The organism is Xanthomonas sp. NCPPB 2250 (assembly GCF_056725265.1).
The window spans coordinates 3528483-3542972 of sequence record NZ_CM161520.1 but is presented as its reverse complement, the minus strand read 5'-3'; the positions used below and the strand labels follow the sequence as shown (position 1 = coordinate 3542972).

At 67.0% G+C, this 14490-nt stretch carries 10 protein-coding genes; 6 read left to right on the top strand and 4 right to left on the bottom strand.

The window, feature by feature from the left end; all coding sequences use genetic code 11:
* The first annotated feature begins 374 nt into the window (after positions 1-374).
* Positions 375-2789, top strand: a complete 2415-nt coding sequence (locus AC1PMG_RS14115) for a beta-L-arabinofuranosidase domain-containing protein (RefSeq protein ID WP_481109308.1) — start codon at positions 375-377, stop codon at positions 2787-2789.
* Between the two features lie 506 nt (positions 2790-3295).
* The gene (locus AC1PMG_RS14110) at positions 3296-6172 is read left to right on the top strand and encodes a TonB-dependent receptor (protein ID WP_481109307.1); all 2877 of its coding nucleotides are present in this window, start codon (positions 3296-3298) and stop codon (positions 6170-6172) included.
* Between the two features lie 334 nt (positions 6173-6506).
* On the opposite strand, the gene AC1PMG_RS14105 is transcribed toward AC1PMG_RS14110, so the two are convergent.
* The 3 genes from AC1PMG_RS14105 to htpG form a co-directional block, all read right to left on the bottom strand.
* Complete coding sequence (locus tag AC1PMG_RS14105; RefSeq protein ID WP_481109306.1) at positions 6507-7529, bottom strand: Ldh family oxidoreductase; 1023 nt, start codon at positions 7527-7529, stop codon at positions 6507-6509.
* A 150-nt stretch (positions 7530-7679) separates the two neighbouring features.
* Positions 7680-7949 carry a hypothetical protein gene (locus AC1PMG_RS14100; protein ID WP_481109305.1) on the bottom strand — a complete coding sequence of 90 codons (270 nt, stop codon included), beginning with the start codon at positions 7947-7949 and terminating at the stop codon, positions 7680-7682.
* 1073 nt (positions 7950-9022) lie between these two features.
* Entirely contained in the window at positions 9023-10927 is a 1905-nt protein-coding gene (gene htpG / locus AC1PMG_RS14095; RefSeq protein ID WP_481109304.1) for a molecular chaperone HtpG, read from the bottom strand.
* A 212-nt stretch (positions 10928-11139) separates the two neighbouring features.
* Between htpG and rsmD the strand changes: the two genes are divergently transcribed.
* The 4 genes from rsmD to AC1PMG_RS14075 all read left to right on the top strand — a co-directional run bounded on the left by rsmD (position 11140) and on the right by AC1PMG_RS14075 (position 13411).
* Positions 11140-11745, top strand: coding sequence for a 16S rRNA (guanine(966)-N(2))-methyltransferase RsmD (rsmD, locus tag AC1PMG_RS14090; RefSeq protein WP_481109303.1), 606 nt, complete (start codon positions 11140-11142; stop codon positions 11743-11745).
* Positions 11742-12248, top strand: coding sequence for a pantetheine-phosphate adenylyltransferase (coaD, locus tag AC1PMG_RS14085; RefSeq protein ID WP_019801822.1), 507 nt, complete (start codon positions 11742-11744; stop codon positions 12246-12248). The genes rsmD and coaD overlap by 4 nt, the downstream gene beginning before the upstream one ends.
* 40 nt (positions 12249-12288) lie before the next feature.
* Positions 12289-12783 (top strand): hypothetical protein, encoded by a 495-nt coding sequence (locus AC1PMG_RS14080; protein ID WP_342073760.1) that lies wholly within the window; start codon positions 12289-12291, stop codon positions 12781-12783.
* Positions 12784-12913: 130 nt separating this feature from the next.
* The gene (locus tag AC1PMG_RS14075; RefSeq protein ID WP_481109302.1) at positions 12914-13411 is read left to right on the top strand and encodes an AAA family ATPase; all 498 of its coding nucleotides are present in this window, start codon (positions 12914-12916) and stop codon (positions 13409-13411) included.
* Here AC1PMG_RS14075 and AC1PMG_RS14070 read toward each other — a convergent pair.
* Positions 13408-14352 carry an NmrA family NAD(P)-binding protein gene (locus AC1PMG_RS14070; protein WP_481109301.1) on the bottom strand — a complete coding sequence of 315 codons (945 nt, stop codon included), beginning with the start codon at positions 14350-14352 and terminating at the stop codon, positions 13408-13410. The two genes, AC1PMG_RS14075 and AC1PMG_RS14070, sit on opposite strands and share 4 nt — an antisense overlap.
* Positions 14353-14490: the final 138 nt, after the last annotated feature.

The following is a 14490-nucleotide window of genomic DNA, read 5'->3' as shown; positions in this document are numbered from 1 at the left end:
CAGTGATTGGCAGGCGGTGTCGCGGCGGATGCACAGTGCGTTCGCTGGACACCGCCGCAGTGTCGCGATGCCGGCATGACGCGACGCGTCGTGCAGGCGGTGCATGAGTCGAAGGGCATTGGCGTGTCGGCCGCGCTCGCCGGCGCTGCCCGCAGGGCTTGGGTGCCAGCGCCGGGTCGGCGCGGCGATTCGGCGGAAATCCGCATCTGCACGCATCAGTGGGGACAAGACGTGCTGTCACCCGGATGACACAGTGACCATGGATCCGCTGGTCATTGCCCTGCGGAGTCGGCGTCCCGACATCTCACACAGGAGCAGTCCATGCCTCGATGCGTTTCTTTCCCGCATGCCGCCTCGCACGCGGGAGGCTGGCGATGAGCGGGCAGGGCATGCATCGGCATGGCGCCGCCTGCGCGCACGCATCTTCCGACGCGGCTGGGGCCGCGCTGGATCCCTCGCGACGCCGCTTTCTGCAATGGAGCGCGCTGGCGGTGGCGGCCGGGCTGCTGCGCTTCCCGCTGGACGCTGCCGCGTCCACGCCGGGCCGGGTGCAGGCGTTGCCCTTGCAGCAGGTCACGCTGAAGCCGTCGCTGTTCCTGGATTCGCTGCAGACCAACCGCCGCTACCTGCTGGAACTGGAGCCGGACCGTCTGCTGCACAACTTCCTGCAGTACGCAGGCCTGCCGCCGAAGGGGGCGGTGTACGGCGGCTGGGAGGGCGACACCATCGCCGGCCACACGCTGGGCCACTACCTCAGCGCCCTGGCGAAGATGCACGCGCAGACCCGCGATCCCGCACTGCGCGAGCGCATCGACTACATCGTCGCCGAACTGGCGCGCGCGCAGGCGAAGGACCCGGACGGCTACGTCGGCGGGCTCACCCGCAAGAACGACAACGGCGCTATCGACAGCGGCAAGATGGTGTTCGAGGAAGTGCGCCGCGGCGTCATCAAGGGCAGCAAGTTCAATCTCAACGGCAGTTGGTCGCCGCTGTACACGGTGCACAAACTGTTCGCCGGCTTGCTCGACGCGCAAGAACTGGCCGGCAACGCACAAGCGCTGCAGGTGCTGCTGCCGCTGGCCGGCTATCTCGCCGGTGTGTTCGACGCGCTCGACCACGCGCAGATGCAGACCCTGCTGGACACCGAGTTCGGCGGCCTCAACGAGTCCTACATCGAACTCGGTGCGCGCACCGGCGATGCGCGCTGGATCGCCATCGGCAAGCGCCTGCGCCACGAGAAGGTGATCGACCCGGCCGCGGCCGGGCGCGACGAACTGCCACATATCCACGCCAACACCCAGGTGCCCAAGTTCATCGGCGAGGCACGCCAGTTCGAAGTCGCCGGCGATGCCGATGCGGCCGCGGCGGCGCGTTTCTTCTGGGAGACGGTGACCGCGCACTACAGCTACGTGATCGGCGGCAATGCCGACCGCGAGTATTTCCAGGAGCCGGACACCATCGCCGCCTTCCTGACCGAGCAGACCTGCGAGCATTGCAACAGCTACAACATGCTCAAGCTGACCCGGCACCTGTACCAGTGGACGCCGCAGGCGCGCTACTTCGACTACTACGAGCGCACGCTGCACAACCACACCATGGCCGCGCAGCATCCGGCCACCGGCATGTTCACCTACATGACGCCGATGATCAGCGGCGGCGAGCGCGGCTTCTCCGACAAGTTCGATTCGTTCTGGTGCTGCGTCGGCAGCGGCATGGAAGCGCATGCGCAGTTCGGCGATGCGATCTACTGGCAGGACGCCACCTCGCTGTACGTGAATCTCTATATCCCTTCGCGGCTGGACTGGAGCGAGCGCGACCTTTCGCTGGAACTGGACAGTGGCGTGCCCGACAACGGCAAGGTGCGCCTGCAGGTGTTGCGCGCCGGCGCACGCGCGCCGCGTCGGCTGCTGTTGCGGGTGCCGGCCTGGTGCGAGGGGCGCTATACCCTGCGCGTGAACGGCAAGCCCGCGCGTGCGGCATTGGCCGATGGCTACGTGGCGCTGGAGCGCGACTGGCGCGCCGGCGACGTCGTCGACCTGGACCTGGCCACGCCGCTGCGGCTGGAGCACGCCGCCGGCGATGCAGACACGGTGGTGGTGATGCGCGGGCCGCTGGCGCTGGCCGCCGACCTGGGGCCGGTGAGTACGCCGTACGACGCGCCGGACCCTGCGCTGGTGGCTGCGGCCGATCCGCTGCGCGGCTTCGCCGAACTGCCGCAGCCCGGCCATTTCCTGGCCAGCAGCACGCAGCCGCCGGGCCTGACCTTCGTCCCGTTCTACGCGCAGTACGAACGCCGCAGCGCGCTGTATTTCAAGCGCATGGATCCTGCGCAGTGGGCGCAGGAAGCGCAGCGGCGGGCGCGGCGCCAGGCCGAGCAGGACAAGCTGCGTGCGATCGCGGTGGACATGATCCAGTTCGGCGACGAGGCCTCCGAGCAGGCGCACCAGTTGCGCAGCGACACCTCCTTCGGCGGCGCCTACCGTCGGCAGCAGTGCCGCGACGTGCGCGGCAAGGGATTCGTCGAGTTCCGCATGCGCGGCAGCGCACAGCCGCTGGCGCTGCGCCTGCGCTTCTGGGGCAGCGACAAGGGCCGCTTCAACATCCTGGTCAATGGAAAGCTGGCCGTGGAAGTGGCGGTGGAGCGCGGCCAGGTGATCGATTTCGTCGACCGCGATTACCCGCTGCCGCCGGCGCTCACCCGGGATGCGCAGCCGCTGATCGTGCGCATCGAGCCGCAGCACGGCGACACCGCCGGCCCGCTGTTCGGCGGCTGGTTGATCCCGGCGTGAGGCCGCATGGCGCGAATCGTTGCCATCGCCGTGCACGGCGGATTGCAGTATTTGCCTGTTGCGGTCGTGTTCGCGCGACACCGCGCCATGCCGCGGCACGTTGCCACGTGCAGGCGCAGAGCCACACATGACCATGCGTGATTCCGCATGCGAAACCGCGAATCGCGACAAGACGTGGCCGTGCATCCACGGCACAGTGTGACCGCGTGATGAAAATCTGATCGCATCGTCGTACCGGCCGTGGCGCCGGCGCGCGCCACCGGAGCGCCGCCGTCGTCATCGGACGTCATCGCAGTAGCGGGGGAGCCGCGCACCGGCCGTGCGCGCAGGATATCGGCCTCCCCGCGGTGCGCCAGGCCGTCAGGGCCCGGCGCAGGCAGGCCACCGCAGGCGCCGCGCAGGCGCCACCGTCTTGCAGGTCCGTCCGTCGGCACAGCGCCGGCGTGGCAGCGTTCGGCCTGCGTTTCTGCACCGTTCCCGTCTCGCCACCGTCCAGGAGTTCGCCCATGTCGTTTTCGCCGCCACGCCCTTCCTTCCGTCATGCCGCGACGCCGCTGGCGCTGGCGGTCGCCACCGCCTTGTCGCTGGGCAGCGCGGCAGCGGCGCAGGCGCAGGAGGCGAGCGCCGACAGCGCCACCCAGACCCTGGACAGCATCGTGGTCACCGGCTCGCGCCTGCGCCGCGTCGACACCGAGACCGCCAACCCGGTGGTGACCATCAGCCGCGCGCAGATCGAAGCCACCGGCAAGGCGACGCTCGGCGATCTGGTGCAGGAACTGCCGTCGATCGCCGGCAACGCCACCAACCCCAACACCAACAACGGCGGCGGCACCGGCGCCTCGGTGATCTCGCTGCGCGGCCTCGGCGACAAGCGCACCCTGGTCCTGGTCAACGGCACGCGCCTGGCCAGCAACGACGTCAACGCGATCCCGGCGACCATGATCGAGCGGGTGGAGGTGCTCAGCGACGGTGCCTCGGCGGTGTACGGCTCGGATGCGATCGGCGGCGTGGTCAACTTCATCCTGCGCAAGGGCTTCGACGGCGTCGAGGCCAGCGCCGACTTCGGCACCAGTTCGCGCAGCGACGGCAACCGCCGCAATTTCTCGCTGACCGCCGGCAAGACCGGCGAGCGCGGCAGCATCGTCGCCGGCCTGTCCTACCACGATATCGATCCGGTCTCGGCCGGCGCGCGCGCCTACTCCAAGGACGCGCTGTCGCTGATCGACGGGGTCGGGGTGAAGCAGGGCTCCTCGGCCACGCCCACCGGCAGCATCAGCTTCAACGACGGCTCGGCCGCGGCCAAGGCGCTGGCGGCCAGCAACGGCTGTTCCCGGGTCACCTTCAACGGCGGCAGCAGCAGCCCGACCAACGCCAGCCAGTACCACTGCTACGTCGCCTCCACCGATTCCTACAACTACCAACCGTACAACCTGCTGCAGACCCCGCAGGAGCGCACCAACGCCTTCGTGCTCGGCAGCTATCGCTTCAACGATCACCTGGAAGGCTACGTCAACACCTATTTCAGCAAGACCACTTCATCCTCGATCATCGCGCCGATCCCGATTTTCGCCAACGGCGACAACTTCCTGGTCTCCTCCGCCAGCTACTACAACCCGTTCGGGGTCAACTTCGGCACCGACCGCAGCACCGGCACCTCGTACAACAACTTCAACACCCGCGCCACGGTGCTGGGCAATCGCCGCTACGAATACAACACCTACAATTTCCAGATCAATCCGGGCCTGCGCGGCAGCTTCGGCGACAGTTCCTGGCAGTGGGACGCCAGCCTCAACTACGGCAAGGTCAAGCAGAAGTCGATCAACTACGGCTTCCTCGACTACGCCGGCTTCAACGCCGCGGTCGGGCCGTCGTTCCTCGCCGCCGACGGCACGGTCAAGTGCGGCAGCGCCAGCGCGCCGATCGCCGGCTGTACCCCGATCGACGTGTTCAACCTCAACGCCGCCAGCAACAAGGCGGCGCTGGAAGCGCTGGTGGTCAATCCGATCGTCACCAACGTCTATACGGTCAAGCAATTCGAGGCCAACGCCAACGGCGAGCTGTTCGCGCTGCCGGCCGGCACCGCGAGCCTGGCCGTGGGTGTCTCCTATCGCAAGGAAAGCACCAGCACCGCCGCCGATCCGCTGTGGACCGGCGACGAGAACGGCATGTGCGGTGTGCTCGAATACTGCGCCTCGGTGCTCGGCGGCAGCTTCAGCGTCAAGGAAGCCTATGCCGAAGCGCTGTTCCCGCTGCTGGCCGGATTGCCCGGCGTGCACTCGCTCAACCTGACCTTGGGCAGCCGCTTCTCCGACTACGACACCGTCGGCAGCAAGACCAACAGCAAGATCTCGCTGGAGTACCGCCCGATCGAGAACCTGCTGCTGCGCGGCACCGCCTCGCAGGTGTTCCGCGCGCCCAACATCAGCGAACTGTATGCCGGCGTGGCTGGCGACTCGCCGTCGGTCACCGATCCGTGCAACGGCTACACCGGCGGCCATGCCGCGGCCTGCGCCAACGTGCCGACCGACGGCAGCTACCAGCAGGCCGACAACCAGGTCGGCGCAAAGGCCTCCGGCGCGGCCGTGGCCGGCTACCAGCTCAAGCCGGAGACCGGCATGTCCTACGACTTCGGCGTGGTCTACGACCCGGGCTGGGTCGAAGGCCTGTCGATGAGCGCGGACCTGTGGAAGATCAACCTCAAGGACACCATCACCCAGGTCTCGGCGCAGACCGTGCTCAACCAGTGCTACGCCAACGACGCCAGCGCGTTCTGCGCGCTGATCCATCGCAACGACAACGGTACCGTCAACTACATCGCCGAGCCCACCGTGAACCTGGGCAAGCTGTGGGCCAGCGGCGCGGACTTCAGTCTCACCTACCGCCTGCCGGACACCGCCTGGGGCAGCTTCAGCGCCGGCCTCAACGGCACCTACGTGATCCGCTACGACATCAACCCCGACACGACTGACTCCAGCACGGTCACCATCCACAACGCCGGCAAGTACACCTACGCCTACGGCAACTTCCCGCGCTGGCGTGCACTGGGCACGCTGAACTGGAACCTGGGCGACTGGAGCGCGTCGTGGCGTGTCCGCTACATCGGCCGCACCGAGATCGGCAGCGCCGATACCCGCCAGAGCCTGTCGGCCGATGCCGACCAGCCCGCCGTGGTCCGCGACATCGGCGCCTACGTCTACCACAGCGTGCAGGTGGGCTATCAGGTGAAGCCGTGGAACACCCGCTTCGAAGTAGGCGTGGACAACCTGGCCGACCGGCAGCCGCCGCTGTACTACGCCAACAACGTCACCAACGCCAACACCGACGTGGCCACCTACGATCTGCTCGGCCGCTACTACTGGGCGCGGGCGACGGTGAAGTTCTGAGTCGGAGCCTGATTGCGTAGGCGACCAGGTGGCAGTGCCGTGGCGGGTGGAGCCCGCCGCGGTATGCTCGGCCAGGCGCGATTCCACCTGCTACCGAGATTCCAGTTCGGCGGTAATGCCGTTCCTGCCCGCGTATCGCGCGGGCGGGGCGCTTGCTCACCCGCATCTGGCGCGCGCATCACACGAGTACACGACGCGCGGGAAGCCCACTCGTAGGAGCGGCTTCAGCCGCGACACGGCATTACCGATGATGCCTGTCGCGGCTGAAGCCGCTCCTACACGGCAACGCCATGTCCCGCTGAGCTACGGCAAAGCGGGCTGTTAGCGTTGCCCCTCAATCGAGCAAGGCCAGCAGATCCCGATGCAGGGCCTGCGGAATCCGCACGCCTTCGCTGCGGCTGCGTTCCCGCGCCTGGTAACGGCGTTGCGACGGCAAGCGTGCCCCGGTGGCCTCGTAGGCCGCAAAGAAGGCTTCCGCACGGGCCAGATGCGTGTCCCGGTCGGCGCCAAGAAAGCGCGCCGGATCCAGGGCCAGAATCAGTTCGCCGTGGTAGGGCGAAGCGCCTGCGCCGGCGTCGTGCGCCAGTGATTCGGCGCTGGTCAGGTCGCCGATCAACGGCCCTGCAATCAGTTCGATCATCGCCGACAGCGCCGACCCCTTGTGCCCGCCGAAGGTCAGCATCGCGCCGCCGTCGGCAACCGCGGCCGGATCGGTAGTCGGCGCGCCCGCCGCGTCCACGCCGCAGCCTTCGGGAATCGGCTGGCCGGCGCGGCGACGCAGCTCGATCTCGCCGCGCGCCACCGCGCTGGTGGCGAAATCGAACACGAACGGCGGCGCGTCCACACGCGGCCAGCCGAACGCCAGCGGGTTGGTACCTAGCAGCGGCGTGCGCCCGCCGGCCGGCGTCACCCAGGCATGGCTGGGATTGCAGATCAGCGCGACCAGCCCGGCATCGGTGATGCGCTCGACTTCCGGCCACAGCGCAGAGAAATGCACGCAATGATTGATCGCCAACGCCGCCAGGCCATTGGCCCGGGTCTTCTCGATCAACAACGGCAGCCCACGCTCGAACGCCAGCAGCGAGAATCCGCCGCGTGCATCGACCCGCACGATGCCCGGCGCATGATCGTGCACGACAGGCTCGGCATCACCCACTACCTTGCCGTTGCGCAGCGTCGCCACGCAGCCGAGCGTCCGGTACAGCCCATGCGAGGCGCAGCCGTCGCGTTCTCCGGCGACGATGGTGTGGGTGAGAGCCTGCACGTGCGCGGGGGGGAAGCCGGCGTGGGTCAGGATGCGCTCGACCAGGGCGATGGCCTGGTCCAGGGACAGGGTGATGGTGTCGCTGGGGTTCATTGGAGAGGACGGTCCGGAAATGCCATGGATTCTCGCGCTCACGGCGCTTCGTGAGAAGCCTGGGAGCGCCACATCACCTGGAGGCCCCATCTGCGTACCGAGCATTGCCGTGCCCACTCTGTCTCACATCCGAACCCGCGAAATGACTGATCACTCAAGATTGCGCAGCTGGCCTATCAGGACGTTGAACGTTTCGCGTAGGCGAGGTCGCTCATCTGGCGCCTGAAATTCCTTGACATCCATCCCTGAACTGACTCGATAATTCGAGAGGGTCACCATAGGGCCTTGCAACGATTTTGTCTGACCGGGTAATGCGGAGGTTTCAATGCGTGCCGATACGCAATTCATGGCCTGGTGATCAATGAAGACGAAGGTTGCAAGATTTTTCGTCATCCCGAGTTTTCTTGTCGGGATGGCCATGATTTTTGTTGTCGGGCCCTACATTACGCGGATTTTCATTTCCGAAAGTCCTAGTGTTGCAAATTATTCGATCGGCAAGATCTACGAATATAATCGGCATGGGCATATAGTTTTTTTGAGTTGGCTTGACCTTTTTTTGATGAACGCTGCGGCCGCTATAGGCCTCTCGTTCTTGTTGATCTGCGGACTTTTGTTGAAATCAATGAACAAGGATTTGATTTAGATTGCAAATCGCTACGTGGTGGTGTCTTTGAGTGGTCGAATATAGCGGGAATTTTGAATAATGGCAAGGAGGTTGGGTTTGAGAGGTATATTAATGCTTGTTCTTGGATTGATATTTTTTCCCTTTCTGGCGTATGGGTCATCTCCTTCAAATAGATCAATAGAGAGGCTGTTCGACACTTCGGTCGCCGTGATCGCCGGAAAAGTCGTGGGGATCAACGGGGCGTGTCCTGAGACGGGGTATTGCAATCGAATATATGTGGTGTCACTTGAACGGGCGACTATGTCGATGTTGAAGTCACCTGGAGACTCCTTGCTGGGGTCTGGTAAATTCTGCTCTAATGTTCAGCTGGAGGTGGGTGAGACGTATACGTTGTTCTTGGAGTCCGCCAGTGAATTCAATACCGGTGATTCAAAAAGGTGCCCTCTCGTTGTCGATCTGGATGGTGTATTCGAGAAAATTGGATCTGATGTATATCGGGTTGGATCCCCGGAGGCGCAGGTGATTGTTGGCTTCGAGGGCAATAAATATTTGACCAATGCGTTGTCGAGCCTGACTTTGAGAATTTGATTGAATCTCTGTCAGGTACGAAAGGCTCCAAGTAGCTCGTTAAGTAGCCGTCTCTCAAGAGCCTCGCATCATCTTGCATTTCAAGCCTTTGCGTCGGCAGGAACTGGTCTGCCTGTTATGCGAGCGCTGGATGGGTCACCCGTACTGGAAGCTTTTCGCCGACGAGGTGTTCTCCAGGCAAATCTGCCTCGCGATCCCCGTTCGCTTACGCACGATCCAGAAAAAGCGAAGCCGGCGAGTCGCCGGCTTCGTTCTTACACATGCACGTCGCAATCAAGACTTACACCGACAACTCCAACAACAACTTGTTGAGCCGACGCACATACGCCGCCGGATCCTTCAGACTGTCGCCAGCGGCCAACGCCGCCTGGTCGAACAGCACCTTCGCCAGGTCGCCGAAGCGCTCGCCATCGGCTTCCGCATCCAGCTTCTCGATCAGCGGGTGCGCGGGGTTGAACTCGAACACCGGCTTGCTCTCCGGCAGCTTCTGGCCGCTGGCTTCCAGGATCTGCCGCATCTGCAGGCCCAGGTCGCCCTGGCCGATGGCCAGGATCGCCGGGGAGTCGGTCAGGCGGTGCGAGACACGCACTTCGGAAACCTCGTCCTTGAGCACATTCTGGATGCGCTCGACCAGGCCCTGCTTGGCCTTGGCCGCCTCTTCCTTGGCCTGCTTCTCTTCCTCGCTGTCGAGCTTGCCCAGGTCCAGGTCGCCGCGCGCCACGTCGACGAAGGACTTGCCGTCGAACTCGGTGAGGTAGCTCATCAGCCACTCGTCGATGCGGTCGGTGAGCAGCAGCACCTCGATGCCCTTCTTGCGGAAGACTTCCAGGTGCGGGCTGTCCTTGATCTGCGCGTAGCTCTCGCCGGTCAGGTAGTACAGCTTGTCCTGGCCTTCCTGCATCCGCGCCACGTAGTCGGCCAGCGACACGGTCTGCGCGCCGTCGTTGCCGTGGGTGGAGGCGAAGCGCAGCAGGCCGGCGATCTTCTCGCGGTTGCCGAAGTCCTCGGCCGGGCCTTCCTTCAGCACCTGGCCGAAGTTCTTCCACACGCCCTGGTAGCGCTCGGCGTCGTCCTTGGCCAGCTTCTCCAGCATGTCCAGGGCGCGCTTGGTCAGCGCCGACTTCATCGAGTCGATCACCGGGCCGGACTGCAGGATCTCGCGCGAGACGTTCAGCGGCAGGTCGCTGGAATCGACGATGCCCTTGATGAAGCGCAGGTACAGCGGCAGGAACTGCTCGGCCTGGTCCATGATGAAGACGCGCTGCACGTACAGCTTGAGCCCGCGCGAGGCGTCGCGCTGGTACAGGTCGAACGGCGCGCGGCCGGGCACGTACAGCAGCGAGGTGTACTCCAGCTTGCCTTCGACCTTGTTGTGGCTCCACGCCACCGGGTTCTCGTGGTCGTGGGCGATGTGCTTGTACAGCTCCTGGTATTCCTCGTCCTTGATCTCGGTGCGCGGGCGTGTCCACAGCGCGCTGGCGCGGTTGACGGTTTCCCATTCCGGGGTTTCCGGCTTGTCCTTGTCCTCGCCGTAGTGCTCCTTGGGCAGTTCGATCGGCAGGGCGATGTGGTCGGAATACTTGCGCACGATGCCGCGCAGCTTCCAGCCGTCGGCGAAGTCCTTCTCGTCGTCCTTCAGGTGCAGCACGATGCGGGTGCCGCGCTCGGCCTTCTCGACCGTGGCGACCTCGAACTCGCCTTCGCCGCGCGAGGACCAGTGCACGCCTTCGCTGGCCGGCAGGCCGGCGCGGCGGCTGTACACGTCGACCTGGCCGGCGACGATGAAGGCGCTGTAGAAGCCGACGCCGAACTGGCCGATCAGGTGCGAATCCTTCTTCTGGTCGCCGGACAGGTGCTTGAGGAATTCGGAGGTGCCGGACTTGGCGATGGTGCCCAGGTGCGCCACGATCTCCTCGCGGCTCATGCCGATACCGTTGTCGTCGATGGTGACGGTGCCGGCGTCCTTGTCGAAGCCGATGCGGATGCGCAGTTGCGCGTCGCCGTCCAGCAGCTCCGGCTTGACCAGCGCCTCGAAGCGCAGCTTGTCGGCGGCGTCGGAGGCATTGGAGATCAGCTCGCGCAGGAAGATCTCCTTGTTGGAATACAGCGAATGGATCATCAGCTGCAGCAGCTGCTTGACCTCGGTCTGAAAGCCCAGGGTTTCTTTTTGGGTTTCCACGCTCATCGGTAGGTGCTCCATGAAGGATGGGCGGCCGCGCGGAGGAGGGCGCGGCTCTGCCGGCCGACATGGTGGCGGCCACGGCCGGCTTCAAGCGCCGCGCCACGCATACGCGCGACACCGCGCTGGTCTATGATCCGGACCCCGCTTCCGCGCCCGCCGCCCATGCCGTTCCTGCGTCCCCCGTCCCGCCTGTCCCGGCCCCTGCGAGGCCGCCGATGAGCCGTCCCGGCGGCGGCCAGGTGCGGATCATCGGCGGGCGCTGGCGCAATACGCGGCTGCCGGTGCCGGACCTGGCCGGGCTGCGCCCGACCTCCGACCGAGTGCGCGAGACCCTGTTCAACTGGCTGCAGCCGGTGCTGCCCGGGGCGCGTGTGCTGGATTTGTTCGCCGGCAGCGGCGCGCTGGGGCTGGAGGCGGTGTCGCGCGGCGCGGCTGGCGCGGTGCTGGTCGAACGCGATCCGGGCCAGGCGGCGCAGTTGCGCGCCACGGTCGCGCGGCTGCAGGCCCAGGACCAGGTGCAGGTGGTGCAGGGCGATGCGCTGCGCTGGCTGGCCGAGCCATCGGCCGATGCCCCGGCCGACATCGCCTTCGTCGACCCGCCGTTCGCCGCCGGGCTGTGGGACGCGGTGCTGCAACGCCTGCCGGCGCGGCTGGCGGCCGACGCCTGGCTGTACCTGGAGTCGCCGGCCGGGCAGGGGCCGGCACCGCCCGCGCCCTGGGCGCTGTACCGCGAGGGCGGCAGCCGCGAGGTGCGTGCTGCCCTGTACCGGCGCACCGCTGCTACACTTCCCGGCGACCTTCACGCGGTACCCGACGCATGACCGTGGCCCATAGCCGCATCGCCGTCTATCCCGGCACCTTCGATCCGATCACCAACGGCCATATCGATCTGGTCAACCGTGCGGCGCCGCTGTTCGAGCAGGTGATCGTGGGCGTGGCGCAGAGCCCGTCCAAGGGGCCGACCCTGCCGCTGGAACTGCGCGTGTCGCTGGCCCGCGAGGCGCTGGCCGGGCACCGCAACGTGGAAGTGCTGGGCTTCGACACACTGCTGGCGCATTTCGTGCGCTCGGTCGGCGGCGGCGTGCTGCTGCGCGGTCTGCGAGCGGTGTCGGATTTCGAATACGAGTTCCAGATGGCGAGCATGAACCGGCATCTGATCCCGGAGGTGGAGACGTTGTTCCTCACCCCGGCCGAGCAACACAGCTTCATTTCGTCCTCGTTGGTGCGCGAGATCGCGCGCCTGGGCGGGGACGTCTCCGGCTTCGTGCCGCCGTCGGTGGTGCAGGCGCTGGTCCAGGCCCGCCAGGCCGCCGCGCAGCGCTGAGCCGTCCACCATTCACTGACGACACAGAGGGAGCCGTTCCATGAACACCACCGCACGCGCGTTGCTGATCGCTTCGCTGGCCCTGGGCTTCACCGCCTGCAAGAAGGAAGAGGCCGCCAAGCCGGCCGCCGACGCGCAGCCCGCGCTGACCGCCCCGGCCAAGGACGACGACGCCGGCTGGAAGAAGTACCTGCAGGAAGTGGCGATCCAGAACATGGGCAACGTCACCAACAGCCCGTTCCTGTACTACCTGCCGCCGGAATCGGATCCGGAGTTCCAGGCCAAGTACGAGCGCCAGGTCGAAAGCGCCACCACCGCCATCGGCCGCGGTATCCAGCCGGGCAACATGCTGGCGTTCGGCTCCTCGGCCTCGGCCAAGATGGCCGACCTGATCGCCGCGGCCTTCGCCAAGGTCGAGCCGAACACCATGAAGGGCGTGCGCGTGGTCTACATCGGCGCCCCGGCCGACAACGCCCGCGTCGAAGCCGTGGTCAAGCCGACCGGCGCCGACTACATCTTCGTCGAAGCCAAGTAAGCCCTGCGCGGGCCGGCGCGCCGATGCGCGCCGGTCCTGCCACCCGCGCCGCCCGCAACGGGCGGTCGCTTCGCGCGGACGTGCTGGGGGCCGTCGCGCAGTTTCCGCAGTTCCAGGCAAGGCACAGGCGATGCGGATCTTCATCACCGGCCCCACCGGCGCCGGCAAGACCACCCTGGCGCGCCGGCTCGGCCGCCGTCACCGCATTGCCTGCCACGCGCTGGACGATCTGCATTGGGTCCGCCGTCCCGAAGGCGACGTCCGCCGTCCGCTCGAGGAGAAGCTGCCGCTGCTGCAGCGCATCGTCGAGGGCGAGCACTGGATCGTCGAAGGCGTGCAGTTCAAATGGGCCGACGCGGCGCTCGCACGCGCCGACCACATCGTGGTGATCGATGCGGCACCCTGGCGCACCACCGCGCAGATCGTGCTGCGGCTGGGCCGGCAATGGCTGGGCCTGGAGGCCGCCGCCTACCGGCCGACCCTGGCGCGGCTGCCGCGGATGCTGGCCTGGAGTCGCGACTACCACCGCGAAGAGCGTGTGCTGCTGCTGGCCAAGCTCGCTCCGTTTCGCGCCAAGACCCTCTTGATCCACCACAGCCGCGCGCGGTTGCCGCCGCCGCTGGGCTAGCCGGCGGGCAGGTCGCCCGCTGCCGGGGATGGTGCCAGGAAGGCCTGCCGATGCGCGGCGATCCAGGCATCGATCGAGCCGGGTTGGAACATCTCCAGTCCAGGCTGTGCCCGCAGCGGCGCGGCCAGCAGTGCATCGGCCTGCTGCGGATGCGTGGCGAAGAAGCGGAACTTCGATGCCACCACGCGGCCTTGGCCGGCGCCCAGCGCTGCATCGACATCGCGCTCGAACGCGTCCAGCGGCTGCGCGCGATAGCGCACCGGGCGGCCGACTCCGGCCGTGAGCCGCTGCACCAGTTCCGCGCCGGTCAGGCTCTCGGTGCCGGCGATCCGGTAGCTGCCGCCGTGCGCGCCTTGTCGCAGTAGCGCCAGCGCGGCCTCGGCGCAGGCGTCGGCCGAGGTCCAGGCGATGCGTTGCGTGGCGGCGATCGGCGGTGCGAACACGCCGTGCGCGACGATGTCGGCGCGCGCCGAGGGCTTCAGCAGGTTGTCCAGGTACAGCGTCGGCCACAGGACCGCGCAGGGTAGGCCGGCGCCATGCGCCAGCGCCGCGAGCGCGGCGTTGCTGCGCAGGCTGGGTTCGGGGCACGGCGCCGGCAGCGGCGCGCTGCTCAGCTTCAGCACCAGCGAATGCAGCCGCGCCGCGCGCGCGGCGTCCAGAGCAATCCTGGCCCGGGTCAGCGTTGTTTCGCCGGGACCGGCTGGGAACTGCAGCACCGCGTGAGCGACGCCGCGACTGGCCGCGTGCATGGCGGCGGGGTCGTCCAAGTCGGCTTCCACCACCTCCGCGCCGAGCGCGCGCAGCGCCGCGGTGGCGGCGCCTTCGCGGACCAGGGCGCGGACGGCGAGGCCATGCCGGCGCGCGGCGCTGACCACGGCGCCGCCCTGCACGCCGTTGCCGAGCGAGACGAGGAGGGGGCCGGAAAGGGAAATCGGGGACATGCGTTGGCTCCTGCTGGAGGGATCCGCCGCAGCAAGCCCGGTCGAAGGCGGCCCACGGACAGACCCCGGGACGATGGACACGGGGACTGTCGGGGAATCGCGCGGCACGGCGCGAACAGAGCCTCTCCGCCAGCGCGG